The following is a 24,071-nucleotide window of genomic DNA, read 5'->3' on the forward strand; positions in this document are numbered from 1 at the left end:
GCGTGCTGGATTTTTGCAAAATCCTCAATTGTATGTGTTGCAGTTTGGACTTTAACGTTGCTTGGAGCTGCGCATTTCCTGACGTACAAGCTGCCACACCATGAAGATCAGCACAGCGACCTGTGGGATAAACGTTTCCCAAGTAGGATACATGCCCAGCCAGCTAATGGATGGCAACGAAGAGACCGTGTGCCCCGGAAGCTTGCCAGCCACCTGAAGCGAATGAATACTTTCGCCCAGAAACCGGAATACGAGATAGTAAATCAGTACAGTGGCCGTCAGGAAAAAGGCGCGAATCGGCAACCGTACGCTAAACTTGATAATCGCCAATGCCAGCACAACCAGCACGACAGTTGCCGAGCCAATACCAATCAGCAATTGAGAGGTTTCGATGGCCGGGGCCATACCGATATAAAAGATAGCCGTCTCGGCGCCTTCACGCAAAATCGCGAGCGCAGAAACGGCGAACAGCGACCACAGGCTACCACGCGCCAGCGCGTTGTCTACGCTGTTCTCGACAAAGCGGTTCCACGCGTCAGCATTGGATTTGGTATGCAGCCAGTTACCGACGGTCAGCATAAGCACAACCGCGACCAGTCCAGTCACACCCTCCAGCAGCTCACGCATGCTGCCCGATGTGGCGGCCGCGACCAGTGTGGTGAACAGCACCGCCAGGATTCCGCTCAGCACCAGCCCCGTTCCGGCACCAGCCCATATCCAGCGACCAGCCACAGCTTCGCCGCTTTTTTTGGCATACGCCAGCAGAGCCGCAAGCACCAGAATGGCTTCCAGCCCCTCACGCAGCAAAATCAGTGCCGCATCCCAAGCGGTGTAGGAACGTTCTTCCGTCAACGGACGGAGCCTTTCCAGCATCTGATCAAGGGTTTGGATGGCTTTGACTGTGTTCGGTGGAGAAGACAGCAGATAACCGGAAGTCTCGGTCATTTCATTTTCAATCGCGGTATAGGACGCCGGATCGGAAATTTGCACATGTCCTTCAACCGAAGGCCACAGGGCGATGAACCGCCCTACCTTGTCAGCCGCTTGCTCAGGCTGATTGGCTGTCGCATCCTGCCGTGCGAATTCGAGGAGCTTGACCGCATCACTTAGCGAGACTACTGAGCCATTAGCCGTGTTGTTTGCAACAGCTTCTTGACCCGTATTCACCAACTTGCCTTGACTGTAATCCGACAACAAAGCCGTTAGTTCCTGCATTTCCTTGAGAGCCTGCTCTTGTCGTATTGGCTCGGCTTGCATGGAGATGCGAATCAGGCTAATTTTAGTTTCCAGCGCACTGTATACCGGAAAATTGTCCGAACGAATCGGTGTCTCCACCTGATACCATGCTTTTACGATCCGGTCGTAATCAGCGCGGGCCGCAGTCCAGTCGCCTTTTTGCATGGCAGCCAGACTGCCCTTCGCCATGGGGAGCAGCTTTTCCGCTGCTTTGGCTCCAGCCGGGGCGGGTTTGTCGCCTTCCGCAGCAGTCACAAATTCGTTGACCGAACGAGCTAGCACGGACAGTGCAGCTTTCGCTGGTTCTCCGCCGCCGCTGGCAAGCGCCTGCTCTGCATCCGTGAGAGCCTTGTCCACCGCTGCGATATGGGCTGCATCACCGCCGTTTGTTTTGGCAGCTTCCCACAGCGTACGGAATTCTTTGACGTCCCTGGAGGCTTCCGTCCATTGGGATTGTCCCGCCTCCACCAGTGCGCCACCCACCACAGGCATGAGCTGATCATTGGAAGCAGCTTTGGTATCTGTTTGTGCGAAAGCGACCGACCCGGAGCCGGATATGAACGGAGTTGCTGTCAGCAGCAGAGCCACCAGCAGAAACACCCATCCCAAGCTTTTATTGCGCCGATTCATATAAATCCCCTTCCTGGCCTGCTGCTAAAATAACGTATCCCCGATGTAGCCGCCTTGCGATACACCCGGGAAGCAGGCGAACACCGCACTGCCTTTGTGTACAATATATTCGTTCAGCTTGTCATTGCGCGCAAGCTTCTCCTGAATGTGGACGAACTGCTTGAATAGATCACGTTGGTAGCTGATGAACAGCAACCCGGCATCGAGCTGTCCTGTTTGCTTGTCCAATCCGCTCGAATAAGAATAAGACCGCCGCAAAATATTAATGCTCCCGTCCCCATGAGCCAATGCCACATGAGAGGTGGGGGGCGTGATCGGCTTGCCTTCCGGACTTGTGGCCGCCAGATCAAGCTTGTCGAACTCCTTGGCCTTGCCCAGTGGGGCCCCGCTGCTGCGATGGCGTCCGAAGGTATCCTCCTGGTCGCCCAGTGTCGAGCGATCCCATACCTCTACCCGCATGCGTACACGCCGCACAGCCATATAGCTGCCGCCGCCCATCCACGCAGGACCGTCACTCGCCTGTGTCCATACCAGTCGGTTCATCTCATCAGCCTTGGAGGTATCCGGGTTCCCCGTACCGTCCTTGAAGCCGAGCAAATTCCGCGGCGTGCTTCCCGCCGGATCGGCCTGTGCTGTCCGCTGGAAGCCTTCCTGTGTCCAGCGAAGCACCGCCGTTCCTCTGGCGATACGCGCCAAATTACGCAGGGCATGGAAAGCTACCTGCAAATCATTGGCGCATACCTGCACCCCGATATCGCCACCGCACCATTGATCGTCCAGCGCATCTCCTTGAAAACGGGGCAGCTCACGAAGTCCGGCAGGTTTAAGCCCTGCCAGACCGTAGCGCCCATCAAAAAAGGACGGACCTACACCAAAGGTAATCGTCGTCCGTGACGGCGATAACCCCGCCGCTTCGCCCGTATCGGACGGAGGCAGGTTGAGGTTTTCGTTATCGTTGCCAATCAGCGCGCCGGAAGTCATCGTAGCGGTGGCTTCTGTCCAGGCTTTAAACAGGCTGCGTACCCGTTCCTTGTCGCTCGTCGTCAGATCGAAGGCGGCGAAGCAGATGAAATCCTGTGCCGGAGTCACAATACCCGCCTGATGCTTCCCGTAAAAAGGAACCACATCCTTGGTATCCGCTTCCGTCATCATGCTTTCAAGCCGTTGGCTGGCTGTCAGCACAGCCCCCACGCCACCGCCGCCGAGCAGGAGACCCAGTCCCCCGACTCCGGCCAGCTTCAATAGATCCCGGCGTGATACAGATTTACTCTTTCCTGACAGCACATCATTTTCTAGCAGAACATCCTCTGACTTAGCATCCTTTTTGACCAGATCAACCTGTTCTTCACGGGAATCTGTACGCTGCTGCGGTTCCTGTCTCGTTCCCTTTTGCCGCTTGAAGCCTTTCATATCGTTACACTCCTAACAATTTTCCCATTTGGGACAACGGCTCTGCCAGGGCATCGAGGTTTTGGCTCAGCTTTTTAATTTCTTCCGGTTTCAGCTTCGTATAAGATACATAGCCTTCGCCTTTCTTGAAAGGAGCCAATTCTTTCTGCAATGCCTCAAAGCGCTCGCCAATTTGCGTTTCCAACGCTGCATCTTTTTGGTTCAGGTCTGTTTTCAAAATCTCATATATTTTTTGTGCGCCCTCTACATTGGCTGCAAAGTCGTACAAATCCGTATGGGAATACCGTTCCTCTTCACCCGTCACCTTGGAGGTGGATACTTCGTTCAGCAGCTCGACTGCACCCGTTACCATCAGACTGGCGTCAATGTTGACCGCCTCCACCTTGGCACGCAGCAGCTTTGCATCACTCAACAGGCGGTCGGAAAACTCGTCCAACCCTTTGGTGGTGTTTTCTTCCCATAATGTCTTTTCAATCCGGTGGAAACCGCGCCAATCTGCTGCATCTACATCACCGTCACGCGCATCAATATTCGGGTCAAGATCGCCCAGCGCTTCTGCAATCGGTTCAATCCGTTCATAGTACATACGTGCAGGAGCATACAGCGCCTTGGCTTTGTCCAGCTCGCCAGCTTTGACCGCGTTCGTGAATTCTTCTGTCTTTTTCACAAACGTATCGCATTGCTCTATGGCATAGGCACGGTAAGCGGCCACCGCTTGATCAAAATTGGGGGCAGAGGCCGCAGGAGTCGTTGACTGTGTAGTTGCTCCCGCATCTTTGGTCGTTGCAGCAGGCTGCTGAGTAGCAGTTCCGGTTTGGCCGCAACCTGCGAACAGAATAGAAGAAACCAGCACTCCGGCCGGTACAGCGTAACGTAATTTCATAATTAATGAACACCCTTTCTGGCCAAGCGGCCATGAACAATAGTCTGTTGCGCGATATCTATATGTATCATTATTTTGATAATGATTATCAGTCGCGGTTTTTCTTATCATAAGGCTGCCCCATATGCCTGTCAATACATAAAATTAGACGCAGAGTCTAACGATTCTGCAAAGGCTGAAAATAAGTGCCTAGGCCCATTTTTATCCGCATATTGAACCATACCTAAGCACGTGACATAAAATGTGTTGACTGTATCCCTTAACCTTGTTACACCACACAAAACCCGAGCAAGGAGGGGTGAAATTGACGAAGGGTAACGACCACAAAAACAAGTTTTTGTTAACTCACCGTGAACGTGAAGTATTTGAACTGCTTGTGCAGGACAAAACAACACGTGACATCGCCGGACAACTATTTATTAGTGAGAAGACGGTGCGTAACCATATTTCCAACGTAATGCAGAAACTGAACGTAAAAGGTCGTTCACAGGCGGTCGTGGAATTAATCAGGCTTGGCGAATTAAAAATCTGACCTCTTGTTCCTTGCGGGGTGCAAAGTCTTCTCGATGATCCTTCAAAAGTGAAGGCTGGTCGGGAAGGCTTTTGTTTTTTTAAAAATGCATAAAATATATTTTATTTCTAAAAAATACAATTATTGGGCAAACATAGCTGCGACAAGATTAGCGGCAATAACGTAACAGCATAGGATGGCAATAAAATAGCACTTCCTACAATTATGATGTGATGGATCGTCGTGCTTCCGTTGCTAATGCCAAAGGTGAGGCGAAATATAACCAAAAGTGAAGAGAATTTAACGAACTGGGACAGGTTATTAAAATAACTGATGAGAAAAATCAGGTAAGTAAACAAGTAGTATGACTAATTGGAAATCGAACTAAGCTGAGGGAGCCATTTGGCAGCGAAATCTCTTATACCTTTGATGACCTTAATCGGTTAACGTCAGCGGGAACAGAGTCTTCATCTCCAGATGCCAAATATACGTATTACAAAAATGGTCTACTGGATCAAACGGTTTCATTAAGCGGTTTGAACCGTTTGAACCACCGATTCTTAGTGCTGAGATTGGAAACTTCGTTAAGTAAATTGGAGTGAAAAAGCTTTAAATGGCTGTGACATATGTTAAATATAGATAAAAAAAGGGCGAGGATTGTAAAATAGGAGACTTTATTGTCAATGTGTTTACTTCGAATATGATAAAATAAGAACGTATGATTCCGTAAGCGTTAGTTGGGGAGGAGTGGGAGTTGAGAAATTGGACAATCGTACAGATATCTTAATATACCAGACAGAAGATGGGAATACCAAAATAGACGTGAAACTGGAGAACGGCAACGTTTGGATGACTCAGAAGGCAATTGCAGAGTTATATCAGACTACGTCTCAAAACATTACGCTTCACATTAAACACATCTATGGAGAAAATGAACTAGCTTTTGATGCAACTTGTAAGGAATACTTACAAGTTCAAATTGAAGGTTCAAGAGAAATAAAACGCAAGGTCAAGCATTACAATCTTGAAATGATTATTGCTGTCGGGTATCGTGTCCGCTCGCACAGAGGCACGCAGTTCAGGCGGTGGGCAACCGAGCGGCTTAATGAGTACCTTGTCAAAGGCTTTACAATGGACGATGAGCGTTTGAAAGATATGCGTCACTTTGGACAAGACTACTTCGATGAATTGCTCCAGCGTATTCGCGACATCCGTGCATCGGAGAAAAGGTTCTATCGCAAGATTACGGATATCTACGCCTTATCGGTTGATTATGACCCCCATTCCAGTGTGTCCAAAGAGTTTTTCGCTACTGTACAAAACAAACTTCATTTTGCCGTCCATGGTCATACCGCGGCAGAGCTGATTGCCGAGCGAGCAAGCGCTGATAAAGGCAATATGGGATTAACGAGCTGGAAAGGCGATAAAGTAAGGAAGAGCGATATAACCGTAGCCAAGAACTATTTGACCGATAAAGAAATACAAACGTTGAATCGCATCGTAACGATGTATCTGGACTATGCGGAAGATCAGGCGGAACGTCAATCCCCGATGTATATGAAGGACTGGACCCAGAAGCTGGACTCATTCCTGAAATTCAATGAGCGAGATATTCTGATAAATGCAGGAAGTATTTCGCAAGAGATTGCAGAGAAGTTGGCGACAGCAGAGTACGACAAATACAATCGACAAAGATTGGTTATGGACACAAGTGATGATTTTGATGAATTTATCAAACAAAATCAATTGGATAAAAAGTAGTGCCCTTTTACCTTAACAACAAACTTGGTGTGTTTCAAACCCCATCGCGAATGTAATGCAGAAACTGAACGTAAAAGGTCGTTCACAGGCGGTCGTGGAATTAATCAGGCTTGGCGAATTAAAAATCTGACCTCTTGTTCCTTGCGGGGTGCAAAGTCTTCTCGATGATCCTTCAAAAGTGAAGGCTGGTCGAGAAGGCTTTTGTTTTGTAGGATGACCTTGCCAAGTGAGTCAACTTAAAAACAAGCGATTGTCGCAGAAAAAGACATTCGCTTGTTTTGATCATTTGTAGTTTAAAAATCATAATCCAGAAGCTGTTCCTGACAGTTAGCTATTCTTGATAACTCCGATTTGGGATAGCCAAGTCGTTTTGTTTTTGCGCTGCACATCCAGCAGGAACAATGAATTTTCCCTTTGGAGAATACACCGTCGAATTTGACGACCCATCCCCGGTGTGCTGAAAGTCGTTTCTTACGCTGAATAACCCGCTTTCTGTGATGTCTAAAATAGGCTTGATTACGTTTTTTTCGGTTAGGCTTCATTACCATCACGCTCCCTTGGGCAAAGGCTCAGCCCGCAGGAGAAACCAAGGGTATAATCAATACTTCTACGGGCTGAGCGTGATGGTAATCTGATTTATATGATTAGGCATGAGTCACCTGCTTGGAGTTATTTTAAAGGTGAAAGTGGGAAGTGGATCCCAGAAAAAAATTATTCAACGACTTGTACATCGGTTCGACTGGTATGAAAGACATACAACTCACGTGTATGGTACAGCTTTTTATACTCTTAGTCCATTAATATCACAGTGATAGCTGCAATGAGGATTCAGTGAAAACCGTTCACGGCTATTCGTTTTAATAATTTAGTAAAAAGATATGATCTGTTTTTTTAATTACTGAGTGCGTGCTTCAAAATGTATTTCCAATGTAATGCAGAAACTGAACCAAAAAGATTAATCATAGATGTTTGGGGAATAACCAGGTAAAGGAGGCCACATGGTGAATCCTCACGATCTTATCCCTAAACATAAGTCGGATTTTGATAGCATTAATCAATTGAAATTGTGCAGTAAGGCAGAAATTCGACCCATCATTCCTGAGCTTTTTACCTGGTTACAAGACAGTAATTGGCCCATTTCAGCGGAAGTAAGAAATATTTTGTTCCAGTTCGATATGGAGCTAATCCCAGTCATCCGGCAAATATTAAATTCAAACGATAGTTCGTGGAAGTATTTCGTGCTTATACATTTTTGTAAGCAGCTTCCTAATGCTTTACTTGGAAAGCTAACATACGAACTAAATAGGCTCAGCACTAATCCGAGTGAAAACGATAAATTGGAAGAGGTCGATCAGATTGCGCAGGAGATGCTAAGAACATTTTACAGATAAAAATATTTTTATGTGTTTTCAAATACCTGATTAATTACGTTACCAAAAATCCTTGGGCGCTTATACACTCAAGGATTTTTGGTGTTTCTATTTTATAAGTTTAATGAGTTGAATTTGAGATTTTTTGGGCAGAGAATCGGAGTGTTCATATACACTGATCAAATAACTGACAACATCATTTTCATTACTCAAACCTAACTCTGTTTTTATAGATTGTAATTTTTCTTTTATATCTTCATACACCATAACACTTTTTCTTTCCAAAATGGATTCGCCTCCCTAAGAGAAAATATATCACACGAATGAATTCAAAAAACGAAAATGGTCTTTGGAAATTATTTTTACTCTATAAAATGAAAAGCCAGTATCTCTGGTACGCTCAACTCCCTAATGAAGAATTCATCAAAATGTATGTTGCGAACCTGGTGGTACATATGAAAAGGCTATTGAGTATAAGCGGGAGCACTTACTCTGGCAAGGTGACGAAAAAAACGATTACACCGCTGAAACATGTAGGAATTTGTACAAAAGTGTTGTAATATATAAGGAAGGAAGAAACTACCATTAGCTTATCCGCCAACTCGCATGAATGATTAATGTAGAAGACTGTACCACAAAGTGATAAAAAGATAAAAATGCATCTTGTGATAGTCTAAGGAGGCGAGTATAGATCCCTGCGAAATCAGTGCTCAGGATATAGACAAAATGGAAGACAGCTCGGGTTTTGAGTTATACTTGTATTAAAAGGATCACAAGGCAGAAAAGCTCGTTGCTTCAGGTAGCAGTAAGTAGCTTTTGCTTAGGTCTACCTGTGGTATATTCTTGATCGGAGGTGAACGGGGAGACATATGACACAAAACGAACATTTGATGACCTATACGCTGAACAGCGGTATAAAGGGAACAGTCGACCTATCCAGTAAGCAGGTTCAGGAATGGATAAAAGCATATCGAATTGGCAGCAAGTTTGTAACGGTAGTTGGTAAACAGTATTTTGGTTTGAATCCTGAATTGGTAGCAGATTTTAAGGTACATAATGAATACTCGGAGCAGCGGGATCATATATCCATGATACAGCCTGCGGTGGTAAGTAAAGCTGTAGACGTAGACCCGTTGGCAGAGGCGTACAGTCAGTATAAAACGTTAATTCAGGTAGAGTGCAAATGCGGAGCTTCCTATATAGAAGAGTCGCCGCATAAAAGGACCAAGTGGTCATGCAAGGAATGCAATAACATTGTGTTCCTGGATCGCAAAAAGGGTATGGTGGATACGGAAAAAGGCAAGGCGTGGTATATGACCAACAAATACTATGTGGAAAGACAAAGCAACTGACCTAGGTCAGTTGCTTTTATTCTATATGTGCATTCCCTGAGCTTTATAAATCAGCTATAACCTTTTGCCAAATAATAAAATTGATGTTTTTTGCGCTTTGTAGTACATTATCAAGTGTATTATAAGGAGGCTTCTCATGTACGGACATAGACAAGATGATACTTTATACATCATGACTTACACATTAAATAGCGGTATCAAGGGCACAGTGCCTTTGTCTAATCAACAGATACAGGAATGGCTTGAGTGTTACAGAATTGGCAAGAAATTTGTAACCGAGATTGGCAAAGAGTACTTTGGGCTACATGCGGAACTGGTGGCTGATTTTAAAGTTCATAATCAGTATTCAAGCTATCAGGAAGTCATTATCCCGGTTCAACAGCCGGATACAGGCTTGAAGGAGCTGTCCCAAGCTTACAAATCAACAGAAACCTTGATCAAAGTAGATTGCAAATGCGGTACCTCGTATGTAACGGAATCTCCCTTTAAGCGGACCAAGTGGTATTGCACCAAATGCCGGGAAATTGTTTTTCTCGATAACAAAAAGGGAATGGTCGACACTTCCAGAGGCAAGGCTCATTATATGACCAATAAGTATTTTGTGGAACGGGAAACAACTGGCGTATAAGCCGGTTGTTTTTTTGTATATGATGGAAGCATACCGATAAAAAGATAACGATAGTCAGGTGGTGAACGTCATCCGGGAAAATTATACGAACGGCGCAAGGAATCGCATGAGGACGAATAATGTGTACATAAACGAAACGCTTCAACTGGAACAAATCATAAGTGACCTGCGGGTGATGGGCTATGTGGCTTTTCATCATCATCCGCAAATTACAGGTGAGCTTGAAGAATTGAAAAAGCAACTATTGTCGTTTTTTCAGCATCATCATGTTTTGTGGATTGAGCTTGACCCGCTAACGCAATATGCGGTGGTGAACAACATGGGGAAGGCCACGGTGTTGAAACTTATGGGTCGGAAAATGAACCCGCTGCGTGATCTGAGAGCGAACGCTGCTTTGGCCGGGCAACCGCTTCACGAGTTGGATCGGGAAATAGAACGGTTGAATCGGCTGGTTCGTCTGTTGCGCTACACCCGTTTTTCTTAGGCGACGGCAGCCAATGTAAAAAAGCATTCACGAAGCATGGTTGATCACATGCCGTGAATGCTTTTTTGGTATCAGCTTACACAGATTTCAAAAATTCCACAATGGTCAGCAGACCCTTATCAAAATTTTCCAAATTAAAATGCTCATTCGGCGCGTGTAAGTTCTCATCCGGCAAGCCGAAGCCCATCAGTACGACTGGAGCGGTTAGCACACGCGAGAAGGTTTCCACGATTGGGATGGAGCCGCCGTCCTTGGTAAACAGGGCGCGTACACCATATACCTTTCCAAAAGCATCTGCCGCTGCTTGCAGAAATGCGTGTGACGGGTCGATGTTAAAGGCGTTTGCTTTTTCACCCTGCTGGATGTTCAGCGTGGCACCTGTCGGAACATGGGCGCGCAGATGGCGCTCGATTTTGTCCAGAATGTCCTGCGGATTCTGGTTGGCAACCAGACGGCACGTAATTTTGGCGTGAGCTTCCTTCGGAATGACCGTCTTCGTGCCTTCGCCCTGGAAGCCGCCATACACGCCGTTCAGCTCCAGCGTTGGACGTGCCCCGACACGCTCGACGAAGCTGAATCCTTCTTCGCCGTAGAGGGAATCAAGCGCAAGATCCTTTTGCAGCTTGCTCTCATTAAAATCTTGCTTCACGAACTCTGCTCTCATCTCAGCCGATAGCGGCGCGACATCGTCGTAGAAACCGTCGATGCTGACGCGTCCCTTGTCGTCATGCAGCGTTGCCAGCAAGGATACTAGGGCATGCAACGCGTTTGGCACACCCCCGCCAAAGGAGCCGGAATGCAGATCCGTATTGGCAGTGTGGATCGCAACTTCCAGTGAGCACAATCCCCGCAGACCTGTGCAAATCGCAGGCTTGCCTTTTTCGATCAGGGAGGTGTCGGATACCAGTACAGCGTCGGCAGCCAGACGGTCTGCACCTGTCTGCAAAAATTCAAGCAGGCTCGGGCTGGACACTTCTTCCTCGCCCTCGATGCAAAATTTGATGTTCAGCGGCAGCTTGCCTTCCTGCTTCAAAATGGCTTCGACCGCCTTAATGTGCAAGAATACCTGACCCTTATCATCTGTAGCTCCGCGCGCATACAGCTTTCCGTCACGGATCGACGGCTCGAACGGTGGAGTTTCCCACAGATGAAGCGGGTCGACTGGCTGTACATCATAGTGACCGTACACGAGGATTGTCGGTTTACCGGGTGCGTGCAGATAATCCGCATACACCAGCGGATGGCCTTTAGTCGGAATGATTTCAACGTTTTCCAATCCGGCAGACGTCAGTTTGGCGGCAAGCCAATCGGCTGCTTTGTTAATGTCTCCTTTATGCTCGGATAATGCGGAAATACTCGGAATGGACAACCAATCCTTCAGCTCATCAAGCTGCTGCTCTCTGACCTTTTCGAAATATGCGGAATAACTCATGATTTATGTATCCTCCTCTTTCATTGTGCGGTTTTTGCTCTATCCTCCGAACCAAGGCCGTGGACGATATGTATAGTTTACTACGTTTTGCGCTGAACGAAAAATCGCGATGGTAGATGTGTTAAAAAAATAGGCGATCTGCTCCGGTCCGTTTAGAACCGAACAGATCGCCCGTCGAATAGCGGTGAAGCTACGCCCGAAGGTCCAGTTGACCTCCGAGATGAGGCTGTACGCTTTTTTCCATCATCTGGATCAGTGCTTGTCCCTGTTCACCAGCTTGATCCTTAGCCATACCCAATACTTTCACGCTCACGGCTTGCGCCAAGCTGGCCTGGCTCATACCTGTTGATAATGCTGCGATATCCATGTTTTCATTCCTCCTTTGTCGTGAAGACTCTTACTATTTATCGGTCAGAACTGTTATTTGTTTCATCCAATTGGAACTGTGCCAGCAAATCTTGGAGCTGTTCTGCCAGACGGGTTAAATCTGCGGCAGAGGAACCGATCTCTTCCATGGAGGCGAGCTGTTCCTCTGCGGCCGCAGATACCGTCTCGGTATGGGATGCGGCTTCTTCGGCAATACGTGTAATTTCCTCCATACTGCCGACCACTGCACTTGTTCCTTGTGCTACTCCTGCTGTAGAAGCTGAGACGTTGTCAAGCTGCTTCGCCGATTTAACGATCGCTCTACGAATTCGGGAGAAGGAGCGGCCGGACAGATCCACGGAATTAATGCCTTCGCTTACGCGCTCTTTGGCAGATTCCATCGAGGTCAGGGCCTCGGATACGCCGTTTTGAATCCCTTGAATTTGCTCACGGATCTGTTGTGCCGAATGAGCTGAGTTTTCCGCTAGCTTGCGGACTTCAGTCGCTACAACTGCAAAGCCTTTACCATGCTCTCCGGCGCGTGCTGCTTCAATAGAAGCGTTCAGGGCGAGCAGGTTGGTCTGGCTGGCGATTTCGGTAATGACCGTGACAATCGTTCCGATTCGTCCGGATCGTTCACTCAATGCGCCAATAATCGTATCCAGCTCTTCCACTGTTGTGCGAATGCCGTCAATGGAGACGACACTATTGCCGATATGTTCACTGCCTGTATCCGACGCCTGAATGGCCTGAGAAGAGAACGTGGTCATTTCAGTCATGGCCTCGGTCATAGCCGCGATATCTGTTGACATACCTGACACACGATCCTGATTTTCTTTGGCATTGTTGGCTTGTCTTTCGCTGCCTGCGGCCACATCCTGAATGGCTTCGGTCACATGTTCAATCGCGCGGGTTGTTTGTTCTGCACCTGCGGCGAGCTCTTGCGAGGAGGCTGACAGATTGCCTGTCATGGCTTGGATTTCTTTGATCATGTTACGCAGGCTATCCACCGTTTTTTGAAAATATCTCGATAAGTCGCCGATTTCATCTGTGCTGTTCGTAGCGACATTGATGGAAAGATTGCCTTGGCTGATAGCATCCATAGAATTACGCAATCTTTGGATCGGTTTGAGTATACTGCTGATTAGCCACAGCGCCAGCACACCGATGACGATAGCTGAAATGACCAGCACCACGATGGTCGTGATGAGGATCGGTTTGGCGGAAGCATTTGTTTCCGACTTGTCCATCGTTCCAGCAATTTTCCAGCCGGTCAGAGCGTTAGTTTTAAAAATCAGGTTTTTGGCTACGCCATCCAGTTTGTAATTAAAGCTGCCTTCCTTGGAGGTGAACAGTTGTGGCAACATTTCTCCCAATTTCGTACTTCCGCTGACTTCTGTCGGGTGAGTAACGATACGCTTGGTGTTATCCAATATCATGACATAACCTTGCTGCCCGATTTTTAAATTCGTAATTTCCTTTAAATTATTCAGGTTCAGGGAAAGACCGAGAACACCGCTATTGTCAGGAAGCGTACGTGAAATATACACAACGGCGACCTTAGCTGTATTGAGTCCGACAGGGCTGATTACGGTTTGTCCGGGTTTCTCCATGGCCTGTTTGTACCACGGACGCTCACGAGGATCGTTTGTGGAGCCTACGGCTTTGCCAATAATGAGTTTTCCTTCAGGAGTTCCTACGAACATATCGAGGGCTTCCGCATGCATTTTCAAATAGATTTGCAGCTCCGTCAGGAGTGCTGCATCTGCTTCTGGAGTGTTGTCACTGGCCGTCATCGTAGTAGCGTAATATTCGATATCTGCAATTTTGGCTTGAATCGTCTGGGTGACTGCGCGGTCGGCTGCGGTAACGCTAGTCGTCGCACTGTCCATTAATTGCTGGTCTGTCTGGTTATACGCTGCCTGATAAGAAAAAGAGCTGACAATAATACTAGGAACAAGCATGACCAGCAAGAATGCTGCTGTTAATTTCTTACGTAGTGTTAATGTTTTCAGTCGTTTCAGTTGTTTCATCAAACCCCCTGCTTTCTATCTACATATTCATTTCTAGTGCTTATATCATATGTATTTACTATCGGTTATTTTAAGCTGAATTGATAGATTTATTGCTAATTTGTCCAAGTCGCTTAAGAATTTCTCGCATATCATGGAGTATCTTGCAATTTGGAGGGATAAGCAATGGGTTTTTTTCTGGATATGAGAAGTTCAACAAATTCATCAAAATCAGGTGAGGGTCCCGATGTCCAGCTGGGTCCTGAACCGGAGCGGTTTGGTTTGATTACCCTGCGAACTTTTCTTGTACCGGGTCCGATTGTGACCTTTAGCGGTTCCATAGGTCTGATTGGTGAACTTGGTGATACGTATGCGGTTGAAATCGTACGTGGCACCGACTACGATCCGAGCGATGTTATTTACCGGGCAGAGGGTGTACTTGGCGTCACAGGAGCCACTGAAACGCAAGCTTTTAATGCACAGGATCTTTCCGCGCCATGGGCGATACAAACAGTGTATTCCTCTTATATTTCTGGGGTATCGACGACCGTACGTAACGGTCCAGAGGTATTTACTGGCATCGCTTCGACTCCTTTTTTCTAAATATATCAGACGAGTATTTCTTTATTAAGAATTTGCCTCCTGTTTATGGTTCTCCTATGATTGTCAACAACACCCAGAACACAAATATCCTGGGTGTTGTGATGTTATGTTTACTTCAAGAGAGTGGTTCAACAGAGTTGATTCTGCTTCCTGGATTCTAATTCTTTAAAATTTCTCGCAAATACCCTGTCAACTCATTTGCCGCTTTGGTATGGGCGAGAAGCCCTGGATGGCTGCGAGACCCTAACGTTTCTTCCGTCGTGTTAGGCAGTTGGAACACGGACACATTCCGATCCCTCGTTCTTTTCTTGTACGCGTCTACCGCCCGGTAGATCGCTGGCATCATCGGAGTACCAAGCATCCCATAGGCCCACACAATATGGGCAGCAGGATTACAGGTCCGAAGCTTGACAAGGAAATTTTCGGTAGCGTTTTCAAAAGCTTGTAAATCTTCTTCATTGAATGTCCCGTCCTCGTTCAAGCGTTGCTTGTACACTTTCCCGCTTGCTGGGTCCGTCCATGCGGGAGAATAGAAGGCTCCCCCGTCATTAGTCCCCAAATTCACCACGACCACATCCGGCTGCCATGAGGTAAAATCATGATCGGAAAATGCCCCTAATGCTTCATTTCTCTCTCCGCTGAGCACACCACATATCTGCTCATAATATGCTGGTATGTTTGCATGCGGATTATTATCCCAACTCGTTAGGACACCCCATCCGCTTTGTGACAATACTCGGTAATCGGCATTCAGTGCTTCGGCAGTTATGGCTGTATAATTATGTAGTGCCGTGAACAACATGGGAACCCAGTCTGTCTCCTCCTTTGCTCCAATCGTTCCTTCTCCCGAGGTAATGCTGTCACCGATAAATTCCACCTTGTAAGGCTTATCTGTGACCGGCAGCAATTCTCCGTCAACCTTCAGGGCATGAATTTGCAACAAGATGCGCGAGTCAAAACTCATAGGCTGGACATCCTTGACCACCCGGACATTTTTAACCATGTCAGGATTCATTCCTCTCAAAAGACAAATCCAATGCCGTCCTGCGGTCACCATCAAGCGACTCATCGGGGCACCATTGATGACAATACTGATCCAGTGCTCATACACCTGGTAATCGGCCTCAATTTCAATCCACAGCTCCGAGCCCTTGATATTCAATTCAATGCCGCTGCCTGTCCAAAACAGAGTTAGTGGTGTAAGTGTTTGTGTAGTTCGACCATGAACCTTTACATGCTTAGCTTTTGTAAGTGGATATGTCTTCAATTTCTTGTTATGTGTCATTTACGATATCCTCCTCGTGATCTCCAATTTAATGCTAGTTTCTATAATATTGTAAAATAAGTGACATGAAATCTCAAAGTCTATTTTTAAGCTAGCAAGGTTTCAAGGCTTTATTTAGATATTCCATGCGACCCACGTACTTTAGGACGGTTTGTGATAGCTAAAAGCACCAGCAAATCTTGAATTTGCTAGTGCTTTTTTGATATGAGAAGCAGAGGCTATCCATTAATTCGCTTTGCCGAACATTACGATATTAATTGCCTTGCCGAAGTCTATACCTACTTTGCCAGTTAGTTCTGCCGTTTTTTGCGCCAGTACGACCGCATTGACCCCGCAGGAGAATAGCGCAATATCAAAGTCATCTTTATGCGCTGCGATCCACTGGAGCGTTTTATCCATTTGTTCATATTGATGAAATGCAAGCGTGTGCGGGATATGCAGCTGATACGGCTCGGCTTCAAGGACGGGCTTCACTTCGGCGGCTGTACGGGTGACGAGCAGGATGCGCCGATTTTTAAGCATGTCCCAGAAAGCGGGTGTCTCAGCCAAATACCGGTTCAGGCAGGCATGGCAGGTCAGCGCAGGAGAGAGGCTGTAATGGTTAAAAACCTGGTCGGTCAGCTCCCGCTTCATATAGGACGGTGCTTTGATAGATTCGTCATCATAAGGCAGGATGCCAGCAATATCGACTTTGCGTACCGCCTCGGCTACCGAATCTCGCAATTTCGTATTCGGTAGAAACAATCCTTTTTGCCCGAGATTGGCTTTGACTGCCCAACGTTCCTGCAACACCTTTTCCATCGGCCAGACGGTATCCTGAGACAAAATCAAATTTTCACCATCCCCAATCCGAATTAGCGAGAAGGGCTGCTGTTGATCCAGTGCCAACTTCAAATGATTCAATACCTCGTCAATCTCCAGATACTTTGGCTTAGTCATATCATGCTTCCTCCCTGTCTATCCTTCTTCTTCAGCTTTTAGAATGGTGCAAAAAACTCTGTATTCTATCATATGTCGAAAGCGGCAAGGTTTTTGTATGATCAGCTATTCTTTTTGGATTCTACCTATTTATTGAAAGAGTTGATGCATTTGTACGTGCCGTTTCCCCGGCGGTTTCATAACTTGTGAGGAGACGGTTGAAAGGGAGGAAGATGAATGAATCGCAAGATTGTGATTGAAATTAATTTTAATAACTACGGGATGAATCCCAATCGGCTGACACGTGAGTGGATCAGCGAGCGGCTGGATGTATTCAGAACCTTTACGCTGCGCAGCTTGCTCAGTCAGACGAATGCGGATTTCTTGTCTGTCGTCAAGCTGGCGGGAGGATGCAGTGACATCGTGGAGGATGAATTAGCCAAGCGTGAGCCGATTCCCGACCATATCCGCTTTGGTACCAGCATCGAAAGCAAGCGCCGCATTAATGCGTATATCGAAGGCGCGGACGAACTGCTTATTGCGCGAATTGATTCCGACGATTTGTATCATCAATCGTTTGTGCAACAGTTGCATGATTACGAATTTCAGCCGGATACGGTCGCGTTGGTGAACCAGATGGGTTACCTGTGGGATGCCGTAGAAGGTCAGATGGCACCGGTATTTCACCGTTCGCCTTCTTTTTATGTGTTTCGCTATCGAGTGGAGGATTTTCTGAACGATTACCGTGTCGCCATTCCTGGGAAGGGTACGCACGGATATGTAACGGAGCTGCCGCATGAGGTCATTCCGCTTCGCAACTATGTGAACGTCATCCATGCCGCAAATACTTCTGTAAAAAAAGTGCCAGCGAAGGATCGGCTGACAGAGGATGACATGAAGGCTGTGCTGGCTGAATTTCTGGGGACGGGCACTGTCAATTCGTAACGGTCAGGAGGAGATTATATTGTTCAAAGGCAAAAAACTGCTGGTGACCGGAGGAACGGGATCTTGGGGGCAACGTCTAACGGCGGAATTACTCAAGGAAGGACCAGCGGAAATTCGTATTTTTTCACGCGGTGAATTTGCACAGATTGCTATGCAGCGTCAATTCCAGTCTGATCCCCGGTTGAATTTTGTTATAGGTGATATTCGGGATCTTCAGGCATTACAAGAGGCATGTCGCGGGGTGGACTATGTGTTCCATCTGGCGGCGTTGAAGCATGTCCCCGTGTGCGAGAGACAGCCAGAAGAGGCTTTCAAGACGAACGTATACGGTACGCAAAATGTAATCCGGGCCAGCATTGAGCAGGGAGTCGCCAAGGTTATTGACGTCTCTACCGACAAGGCAGTAGACCCGGTGAATGTATATGGCATGACGAAGGCGATTGGCGAAAGACTGATGATTCGTGCCAACGATCTGAGCGAGCGCACCCGTTTTGTGTGTATTCGCGGCGGCAATGTGCTGGGTACAAGCGGAAGTGTTGTGCCGTTGTTCAAGCGCCAGATCGCGGAAGGGCAGGATTTGACGCTGACCAGTCCTGATATGACCCGTTTTTTCCTCACGCTTGGAGAGGCTATTGGCTTGCTGCTGAAGGCTTCTGTGGCGGCGATTGGTGGAGAGACGCTGGTTATGAAAATGAAGGGCTGCAACATTGCAGATCTGGCGGAAGTGATGAAGGAGCAGGCGGGCCAGCCATCTTTGAAAGTAAAAGAAATCGGCATACGCGGTGGGGAAAAGCTGCACGAAGTTCTGATTTCTCCTTATGAGGTGCCGCACACGTACCGCTATGATGATCGTTATTTTGTCATTCTCCCACAGCAAGCAGACAAGCGATTACTGAGCCAATATGGCGGGCTGGAACGGGTGAGCTTTGATCAATACCGCTCGGACGATGAGTTAATGGACCGCGCAGGCATTGCTGAGCTATTGCGAGGTGTGGAGTAACGATGAAAGAGGTGGGCATTTTGCAACTTATGGAAAAAATAACTAAAGGCACGGTAAAGGTTGCGGTGATCGGCCTCGGTTACGTGGGACTGCCGATGGCTGTGGAAATGGCACGAGCCGGTTACGACGTGTATGGTGTGGATTCCGATCCGGTCAAAGTAGCCAAGCTGCTTCAAGGACAATCGTACATCATAGATATTGACGATGATGCGTTGGAGGGTCTGATCGGGCAGAGGCTGCATCCGGTTACGGATATCAAGGTGCTGGAGCATTCGGATATCGTCGTCATCTGCGTGCCTACGCCACTGACGGATGACCATCAGCCGGATACGTCCTATATAGAAACGGCTATCGACCAAGCTATCCCCCATTTGCGAAAACAGACGCTGCTGATTTTGGAAAGTACCACATATCCGGGAACGACGGAGGAACTGATCCGCCCGGTGATTGAACAGCGAAGGGGCTGGACGGTAGGCCAGGATTTTTACGTGTGTTTTTCACCAGAGCGCGTCGATCCGGGCAGTGTTCATTTTAACATTCGGAACACGCCCAAGGTGATTGGCGGCTGTACTCCGGATTGCCTGGCAGCAGGAGTAGCCTTTTACGGCTCCTTTCTGGAGCAAATGGTTCCAGTCAGCTCGACAACAGTCGCGGAAGCTGCGAAGCTGTTCGAGAATACGTTTCGCAGTGTCAACATCGGGATGGTCAATGAGCTGACAGCGGCCTGTGAGAAAATCGGCATCAACATATGGGAGGTGCTGGATGCGGCAGCAACGAAGCCCTTCGGCTATATGCCGTTCTATCCGGGGCCTGGCATCGGGGGTCACTGTATTCCGGTCGATCCGCTGTATTTGTCATGGAAATCCGAGCAGCATGGGCTTGAGCTGGAGTTTGTGGATTTGGCAGACCGTATGAATCGGCGTATGCCGCTGTATATTGCGGAGCGAATTGAAACCCTGCTCGCCCAGGAAGGTAAAGCTGTGAACCAGTCCGAGATCGTTCTGGCGGGCGTAGCCTACAAAAAAGACATTGATGATGTTCGGGAATCCCCTGCTCTTGTCCTGTTTGAGCACTTAAAGGAAATGGGCGCTTCGGTGAGCTTCACCGACCCGTATGTAAAGAGCTTTAAGCTGAACGGTGAGGTCATCCAATCTCGTGCGGCGAACACCCGCCTGTGGGAAAGTGCAGATATCGTCGTGATCACGACGGATCATTCTGCCCTGGATTACCAGCAGTTAGTCGACCATGCTCCGCTGGTGTTCGATACACGCAACGCGACGGTGAATTGCACAGGTGGTCATGTCGTGATACTGGGGAATCCCGGTGCTGGAGGGGGCGCCGCTGTTGGCTAACCGTGATCAGGTAAATGAGCGCTATTACGGGCAGATTAACTCGGAGGAATCTCATGAGGCTACCCGTAACAGAATTCACTGGATTTGCCGCCATGTGCAGGGTCATACTGTGCTGGATGCTGGATGTAGTCAGGGGATCACGTCCATTTTGCTCGGGCGGGAAGGCTTTGAGGTAACGGCCATTGATTTGGAAGAGGGCAGCATTTCATATGCAAAAAAAGAACTTCGCCAGGAATCTGCACCTGTTCGTGGAAGAGTTCATTTTCAGTTAAAAGATATTTCTCAATTCGAACGTCCGCCCGGTGGATTTGACACGATTATTTTAGGTGAGATTTTGGAGCATTACGCACACCCTCATACATTGCTTGCACAAGCCTACCGTTTGCTTCATAAAAAAGGGACGCTCGTCCTTTCTGTACCCTACGGATATCATCCGTTTCACGATCACAAGTGGACCTACTATGCCGGGAGCCTGTCCAGTGTGCTGTTTCCTTATGTTGATGAACAAGCGCTGGAGGTGCATCACAAATATTTGTGCTTCGCAGGCCGTAAAAAAGCGAAAGAGCTGCGCGAAGCCAATCCGGGGGCAGAGCATTTGGCCCGCTGGATGGCGCTAGATGAGGAACAATTCCGGCTGGTGGAGCAGCAGCATGTTCGCAAAATGAATCAGCGCAAGGCAGCGCTCGACAAGGCGGTACAGCGAATCCGACACATGGAGGAACGGGCATTGCCACCGGAGAGGGCTGCACGTCCTGAAGAGGCGGGCAAGGCGCAGAATGAAGGGAAAGGTGCATATACTGATGGCGGGTCTACCGGGAAATAGACCGGGAATACAGCCAACGGTAAAGGGGATGGCGTGAAGTCATGACGACGGAAATGCCCAAGACGCATAGCTGTAGTGCGGAAGGCTCTATAACTAAACCTCCCGTCACCATCAGCTTGTGTATGATTGTGCAAAACGAGGAGCAGACACTTGCCCGCTGTCTGGATTCGGTGGCGGACCTGATGGATGAAATGATCATCGTGGACACAGGTTCCACGGATCAGACGAAGACGATTGCAGCCCGTTATACGGATCGGCTGTATACATTCGACTGGAACGACGATTTTGCCTCCGCCCGCAACGAATCGTTCGACAAGGCGACCTGTTCCTATGTCCTGTGGCTGGATGCGGACGATGTGCTGCTGGAGCCAGATCGTGAGCGTATGCGTTCGTTGAAGCGGCATTTGTCTATGGACATTGACGCGGTGGTGATGCCACTCCATCTGGCGGAAGGTGAGCAGGGGGAGCCATTATTCACCTCGCGCCGTATTCGTCTCGTGAAGCGGGAGCGTCAATACCGCTGGGCAGGGCGTCTGCATGAGGATCTGGTGATACCCGAGGGGCAAATCGTCCATTCAGATGTGGCTGTAACGCACCGCCGCATGGAAGATCACACGCTCCGTAATCAACGTATCCTTGCCCGCTGGATCAGCGAAAGCGGCAAGCTGGAGGGACGTCTGCTGTATTTTTACGCGAATGAGTGCTTTGATCGTAAGGAATATGTCGAGGCGGCAGAGGCGTTCAATCGCCTGCTGGGAGAGCCGAGCGGCTACCGGGAGGACCGGATTACGGCTTGTGTACGGTTGGCGGAATGCTATCTTCATCTCGTGCAGCCGGAGCAACAACTGGATAGTTTGCTGCGCTCCTTCCGATATGATGTGCCGCAAGCGGATCTGTGCTGCATGATCGGTGACTGGTTCTTCACACGAAAAGAGTGGAGCACAGCCGCCTACTGGTACGAAAAAGCACTGGAGCAGCGGGGCGTATCTGGTTTGAGAGCTGTTCCGCTGCCCTGCTACTCCTGGCTGCCGCATGTACGACTTAGCCATTGCTGTGCCAATCTGGGCAATCTGGACGCTTCATATGAGCATAACCAAAAAGCTTTGCGATACTTGCCTGAGGACCCGCATTTGCTGGATAACGAACTCAAGCTCAGGAGTGCTATTCAAAACCTTTCATCCTCAGCCCGCCCTTCAAAATAGTTCAAGCTGTTCCGGTCCATTGTCCTCCTCGGGTGGCTTGCGGGGTGGAAAAGGCTTAGGCTCCATGCCGAGCATGGTCATGAGCTGCTTGGCGTTAGCGGCGGCATCTCCACCTGAGTTGTTGTTGAAAATAACGCACACCTCGCGGCTTTGCTGCTCCAGCTCCAGCAAACGGTCTTTCCATTCGGCCAGCTCGCTCTCATTATACCGATACAGATAACGAACCTCTCGCCAGTTGGGTGCGGAGCTTTGATTCCAGCCGGACACATTCCGTCCGTGGAGACGTACCACTGTCATATTGCTGTCCGTAGCCTGCGGCACAATCGGGACGGACCCCAGTCCCGCCTGCGGCTCGTCGCATACGCTGTGTATCCAGCCTTCCTCACGCATAAATGCCAGCGTTTGCTTTCGAAACTCGGGTGTGAACCAGCTTTGATTTCTGAATTCAAGTACGGATGGGACATCTCCCATCCTTTTTTTCGTATCACGCAGCACGGCGACGTTCTCACGTGTACAGTCGAACCAGGGTGGATATTGGAACAGCACAGCCTTGAGCTTGCCTGCTTCGCGGAGAGGCTGTATGGATGTATGCAATGCTTCGTACATGGCATCAGTTGTTTTGAAATAAGGCTGTTTGCCGCGCGTATGCCCGGTCATGCCCTGATAGGCTTTGACGAGAAATGAAAATGAGTCAGGGGTTTCGGTCGCCCAGCGTGCCATACGATCTGTGGGCTGCACAGCATAAAAAGAACTATCCATCTCCACCACTGAAAAATGGCTTCCATAGACGCTTAATTTTTGGTTGGCTTTGGTGCCGACTGGATACAGATCATCGTGATCGCCCCAACCCGTCAGTCCGATTTGAATCATAACGTTGTCGCTCCTTTCCTTCATGAATAGCATCAAAAGGCGTTCCCTTGATTCATTTTAATGATAAAATGGGGTGAATCGCATGAAGCTGGTATGAAGTTCCTATGAATATCTAAGCATAAATATGGTTATTGTAACATGTTGCTTAATCGTAATGTTTTTGAGTTTCCAGTTTGAAAAAGCTAATATAGTATGTAATAGAGCGAAATGAGTTCATGGAGGAGAAACAATATGGCAGAATGGTATGAGCAGAGCTTTGGGGAAGATTACTTATTAGTATACAAGCATCGCGACTTTCAGGGAGCCTATCAGGAAGTGCAGAAAATGATCTCCTGGCTCAAATTGCCGCAGGGATCCAGCGTATTGGATTTGTGCTGTGGTATGGGACGTCATTCGCTTGCGCTCGCAGATGCCGGCTATAAGGTAACGGGCGTGGATTTGTCCGGTGTGCTGCTGCGTGAAGCACATGCTTCCGATCCTGAAGGACGGGTTAGCTGGCATCAGGGCGATATGAGAGAGGTGCCGCTGGAGGAAAGCTTTGATGCGGTGGTAAATTTGTTTACTTCCTTCGGTTACTTTGAGGAGGACGCGGAGCAGCTTAGAGTATTAAAAGAAATTTATCGGCTGTTGAAGCCGGGCGGACGTTTTATTATAGATTATTTGAATCCTGCGTACGTAGCCGCTCATCTGGTGCCGCATTCGTCACGGGAGGATGAAGGAAGTCAGATTGAGGAGCATCGGGTTATCGAGGACGGATTTGTGAAAAAACAGATTGCCATTCGTTCAATAGTAGTAGCGGGTGAAGAGCCTGCACGTGTGTATCATGAGCGCGTCAAGCTGTATCCGTATGAAAAATTCCGTGCTTTGCTGGAGGAAGCGGGACTGTCTGTAGAGCAGGTACATGGAAGCTATAACGAAGATGAATATATTGAAAATGCATCGCCCCGAATGATTTTTGTCGGTGTGCGTGCTTGATACGGAAAGGCGGTTGGGAAGCC

24 protein-coding genes and 1 pseudogene are annotated in these 24,071 nt (G+C 48.2%); 14 read left to right on the forward strand and 11 right to left on the reverse strand.

The genetic code is table 11. The annotated features are described in order from the left end of the window. Nucleotides 1-51: 51 nt before the first annotated feature. Genes ABH897_RS18415 through efeO form a run of 3 tightly spaced genes read right to left on the reverse strand, consistent with a single transcriptional unit; the run spans nt 52 to nt 4,159 of the window. Nucleotides 52-1,866 (reverse strand): FTR1 family iron permease, encoded by a 1,815-nt coding sequence (locus ABH897_RS18415; RefSeq protein ID WP_283653076.1) that lies wholly within the window; start codon nt 1,864-1,866, stop codon nt 52-54. Between the two features lie 24 nt (nt 1,867-1,890). Further along, nucleotides 1,891-3,276 (reverse strand): iron uptake transporter deferrochelatase/peroxidase subunit, encoded by a 1,386-nt coding sequence (gene efeB / locus ABH897_RS18420; RefSeq protein WP_283653075.1) that lies wholly within the window; start codon nt 3,274-3,276, stop codon nt 1,891-1,893. Between the two features lie 4 nt (nt 3,277-3,280). Further along, nucleotides 3,281-4,159, reverse strand: coding sequence for an iron uptake system protein EfeO (efeO, locus tag ABH897_RS18425; protein ID WP_404519604.1), 879 nt, complete (start codon nt 4,157-4,159; stop codon nt 3,281-3,283). Between the two features lie 304 nt (nt 4,160-4,463). On the opposite strand from efeO, the gene ABH897_RS18430 reads away from it, so the two are divergent. The 3 genes and pseudogenes from ABH897_RS18430 to ABH897_RS18440 all read left to right on the forward strand — a co-directional run. After that, the gene (locus ABH897_RS18430; protein WP_007431813.1) at nt 4,464-4,691 is read left to right on the forward strand and encodes a helix-turn-helix domain-containing protein; all 228 of its coding nucleotides are present in this window, start codon (nt 4,464-4,466) and stop codon (nt 4,689-4,691) included. 741 nt (nt 4,692-5,432) lie between these two features. Beyond that, a complete protein-coding gene (locus tag ABH897_RS18435) occupies nt 5,433-6,431 on the forward strand; it encodes a virulence RhuM family protein (RefSeq protein WP_044648317.1) in 999 nt (332 codons plus the stop codon). A 31-nt stretch (nt 6,432-6,462) separates the two neighbouring features. Further along, nucleotides 6,463-6,561, forward strand: a pseudogene (locus ABH897_RS18440) (helix-turn-helix domain-containing protein); the annotation flags it as partial. Nucleotides 6,562-6,724: 163 nt separating this feature from the next. Here the strand turns inward: ABH897_RS18440 and ABH897_RS18445 are convergent. Beyond that, on the reverse strand, nt 6,725-6,973 hold the full coding sequence (locus tag ABH897_RS18445; RefSeq protein ID WP_404581077.1) for a hypothetical protein: 249 nt from the start codon (nt 6,971-6,973) through the stop codon (nt 6,725-6,727). 459 nt (nt 6,974-7,432) lie between these two features. Between ABH897_RS18445 and ABH897_RS18450 the strand changes: the two genes are divergently transcribed. After that, entirely contained in the window at nt 7,433-7,822 is a 390-nt protein-coding gene (locus ABH897_RS18450; RefSeq protein WP_404529637.1) for a DUF5071 domain-containing protein, read from the forward strand. 87 nt (nt 7,823-7,909) lie between these two features. On the opposite strand, the gene ABH897_RS18455 is transcribed toward ABH897_RS18450, so the two are convergent. After that, complete coding sequence (locus ABH897_RS18455) at nt 7,910-8,086, reverse strand: hypothetical protein (RefSeq protein ID WP_161797194.1); 177 nt, start codon at nt 8,084-8,086, stop codon at nt 7,910-7,912. Between the two features lie 584 nt (nt 8,087-8,670). Between ABH897_RS18455 and ABH897_RS18460 the strand changes: the two genes are divergently transcribed. The 3 genes from ABH897_RS18460 to ABH897_RS18470 all read left to right on the forward strand — a co-directional run bounded on the left by ABH897_RS18460 (nt 8,671) and on the right by ABH897_RS18470 (nt 10,265). Next, complete coding sequence (locus ABH897_RS18460; protein ID WP_044648314.1) at nt 8,671-9,153, forward strand: hypothetical protein; 483 nt, start codon at nt 8,671-8,673, stop codon at nt 9,151-9,153. Between the two features lie 136 nt (nt 9,154-9,289). Beyond that, nucleotides 9,290-9,781 carry a hypothetical protein gene (locus tag ABH897_RS18465; RefSeq protein WP_137060035.1) on the forward strand — a complete coding sequence of 164 codons (492 nt, stop codon included), beginning with the start codon at nt 9,290-9,292 and terminating at the stop codon, nt 9,779-9,781. 106 nt (nt 9,782-9,887) lie between these two features. Further along, nucleotides 9,888-10,265, forward strand: coding sequence for a hypothetical protein (locus tag ABH897_RS18470; RefSeq protein ID WP_283653072.1), 378 nt, complete (start codon nt 9,888-9,890; stop codon nt 10,263-10,265). A 76-nt stretch (nt 10,266-10,341) separates the two neighbouring features. On the opposite strand, the gene ABH897_RS18475 is transcribed toward ABH897_RS18470, so the two are convergent. The 3 genes from ABH897_RS18475 to ABH897_RS18485 all read right to left on the reverse strand — a co-directional run bounded on the left by ABH897_RS18475 (nt 10,342) and on the right by ABH897_RS18485 (nt 14,096). Then, nucleotides 10,342-11,697 (reverse strand): dipeptidase, encoded by a 1,356-nt coding sequence (locus ABH897_RS18475; RefSeq protein ID WP_404519606.1) that lies wholly within the window; start codon nt 11,695-11,697, stop codon nt 10,342-10,344. A 190-nt stretch (nt 11,698-11,887) separates the two neighbouring features. Then, on the reverse strand, nt 11,888-12,064 hold the full coding sequence (locus ABH897_RS18480; protein ID WP_082067275.1) for a YjfB family protein: 177 nt from the start codon (nt 12,062-12,064) through the stop codon (nt 11,888-11,890). Between the two features lie 37 nt (nt 12,065-12,101). Further along, entirely contained in the window at nt 12,102-14,096 is a 1,995-nt protein-coding gene (locus ABH897_RS18485) for a methyl-accepting chemotaxis protein (protein WP_404519607.1), read from the reverse strand. Between the two features lie 165 nt (nt 14,097-14,261). Between ABH897_RS18485 and ABH897_RS18490 the strand changes: the two genes are divergently transcribed. Beyond that, complete coding sequence (locus ABH897_RS18490) at nt 14,262-14,678, forward strand: hypothetical protein (protein WP_283653069.1); 417 nt, start codon at nt 14,262-14,264, stop codon at nt 14,676-14,678. 157 nt (nt 14,679-14,835) lie between these two features. Here the strand turns inward: ABH897_RS18490 and ABH897_RS18495 are convergent, their stop codons facing one another. Together ABH897_RS18495 and ABH897_RS18500 are read right to left on the reverse strand one after the other, a co-directional pair. After that, nucleotides 14,836-15,963: an SGNH/GDSL hydrolase family protein gene (locus ABH897_RS18495; protein ID WP_404519608.1), complete on the reverse strand. Its 1,128-nt coding sequence runs from the start codon at nt 15,961-15,963 to the stop codon at nt 14,836-14,838. Between the two features lie 225 nt (nt 15,964-16,188). Next, nucleotides 16,189-16,902, reverse strand: coding sequence for a GT-D fold domain-containing glycosyltransferase (locus ABH897_RS18500; protein WP_283653067.1), 714 nt, complete (start codon nt 16,900-16,902; stop codon nt 16,189-16,191). 216 nt (nt 16,903-17,118) lie between these two features. On the opposite strand from ABH897_RS18500, the gene ABH897_RS18505 reads away from it, so the two are divergent. From ABH897_RS18505 to ABH897_RS18525, 5 genes are all read left to right on the forward strand, one after another. Beyond that, complete coding sequence (locus tag ABH897_RS18505) at nt 17,119-17,826, forward strand: glycosyltransferase family A protein (protein WP_283653066.1); 708 nt, start codon at nt 17,119-17,121, stop codon at nt 17,824-17,826. 19 nt (nt 17,827-17,845) lie between these two features. Then, nucleotides 17,846-18,826, forward strand: a complete 981-nt coding sequence (locus ABH897_RS18510) for a polysaccharide biosynthesis protein (protein ID WP_404519610.1) — start codon at nt 17,846-17,848, stop codon at nt 18,824-18,826. Between the two features lie 2 nt (nt 18,827-18,828). Beyond that, nucleotides 18,829-20,178 carry a nucleotide sugar dehydrogenase gene (locus tag ABH897_RS18515; protein WP_283653064.1) on the forward strand — a complete coding sequence of 450 codons (1,350 nt, stop codon included), beginning with the start codon at nt 18,829-18,831 and terminating at the stop codon, nt 20,176-20,178. After that, on the forward strand, nt 20,171-21,001 hold the full coding sequence (locus ABH897_RS18520) for a class I SAM-dependent methyltransferase (protein WP_283657278.1): 831 nt from the start codon (nt 20,171-20,173) through the stop codon (nt 20,999-21,001). The genes ABH897_RS18515 and ABH897_RS18520 overlap by 8 nt, the downstream gene beginning before the upstream one ends. An 89-nt stretch (nt 21,002-21,090) precedes the next feature. Further along, on the forward strand, nt 21,091-22,203 hold the full coding sequence (locus ABH897_RS18525) for a glycosyltransferase (protein WP_404519674.1): 1,113 nt from the start codon (nt 21,091-21,093) through the stop codon (nt 22,201-22,203). Here ABH897_RS18525 and ABH897_RS18530 read toward each other — a convergent pair. Beyond that, complete coding sequence (locus tag ABH897_RS18530) at nt 22,195-23,073, reverse strand: DUF72 domain-containing protein (RefSeq protein WP_404519611.1); 879 nt, start codon at nt 23,071-23,073, stop codon at nt 22,195-22,197. The genes ABH897_RS18525 and ABH897_RS18530 overlap by 9 nt on opposite strands. Before the next feature lie 231 nt (nt 23,074-23,304). Between ABH897_RS18530 and ABH897_RS18535 the strand changes: the two genes are divergently transcribed. Next, a complete protein-coding gene (locus ABH897_RS18535) occupies nt 23,305-24,048 on the forward strand; it encodes a class I SAM-dependent methyltransferase (RefSeq protein ID WP_404519613.1) in 744 nt (247 codons plus the stop codon). The last annotated feature ends 23 nt before the right edge of the window (nt 24,049-24,071 follow it).

Origin of the sequence: Paenibacillus sp. RC73 (assembly GCF_044908085.1) — a bacterium.
GTDB lineage: Bacteria > Bacillota > Bacilli > Paenibacillales > Paenibacillaceae > Paenibacillus > Paenibacillus terrae_A.

Bases quoted from the DNA above. Each gene is read 5' to 3' on its own strand.
- ABH897_RS18415 (WP_283653076.1), bottom strand. From the start codon at position 1,866: ATGAATCGGCGCAATAAAAGCTTGGGATGGGTGTTTCTGCTGGTGGCT.
- efeB (WP_283653075.1), bottom strand. From the start codon at position 3,276: ATGAAAGGCTTCAAGCGGCAAAAGGGAACGAGACAGGAACCGCAGCAG.
- efeO (WP_404519604.1), bottom strand. From the start codon at position 4,159: ATGAAATTACGTTACGCTGTACCGGCCGGAGTGCTGGTTTCTTCTATT.
- ABH897_RS18445 (WP_404581077.1), bottom strand. From the start codon at position 6,973: ATGAAGCCTAACCGAAAAAAACGTAATCAAGCCTATTTTAGACATCAC.
- ABH897_RS18460 (WP_044648314.1), top strand. From the start codon at position 8,671: ATGACACAAAACGAACATTTGATGACCTATACGCTGAACAGCGGTATA.
- ABH897_RS18465 (WP_137060035.1), top strand. From the start codon at position 9,290: ATGTACGGACATAGACAAGATGATACTTTATACATCATGACTTACACA.
- ABH897_RS18470 (WP_283653072.1), top strand. From the start codon at position 9,888: ATGAGGACGAATAATGTGTACATAAACGAAACGCTTCAACTGGAACAA.
- ABH897_RS18475 (WP_404519606.1), bottom strand. From the start codon at position 11,697: ATGAGTTATTCCGCATATTTCGAAAAGGTCAGAGAGCAGCAGCTTGAT.
- ABH897_RS18480 (WP_082067275.1), bottom strand. From the start codon at position 12,064: ATGGATATCGCAGCATTATCAACAGGTATGAGCCAGGCCAGCTTGGCG.
- ABH897_RS18485 (WP_404519607.1), bottom strand. From the start codon at position 14,096: ATGAAACAACTGAAACGACTGAAAACATTAACACTACGTAAGAAATTA.
- ABH897_RS18490 (WP_283653069.1), top strand. From the start codon at position 14,262: ATGGGTTTTTTTCTGGATATGAGAAGTTCAACAAATTCATCAAAATCA.
- ABH897_RS18495 (WP_404519608.1), bottom strand. From the start codon at position 15,963: ATGACACATAACAAGAAATTGAAGACATATCCACTTACAAAAGCTAAG.
- ABH897_RS18500 (WP_283653067.1), bottom strand. From the start codon at position 16,902: ATGACTAAGCCAAAGTATCTGGAGATTGACGAGGTATTGAATCATTTG.
- ABH897_RS18505 (WP_283653066.1), top strand. From the start codon at position 17,119: ATGAATCGCAAGATTGTGATTGAAATTAATTTTAATAACTACGGGATG.
- ABH897_RS18515 (WP_283653064.1), top strand. From the start codon at position 18,829: ATGAAAGAGGTGGGCATTTTGCAACTTATGGAAAAAATAACTAAAGGC.
- ABH897_RS18530 (WP_404519611.1), bottom strand. From the start codon at position 23,073: ATGATTCAAATCGGACTGACGGGTTGGGGCGATCACGATGATCTGTAT.
- ABH897_RS18535 (WP_404519613.1), top strand. From the start codon at position 23,305: ATGGCAGAATGGTATGAGCAGAGCTTTGGGGAAGATTACTTATTAGTA.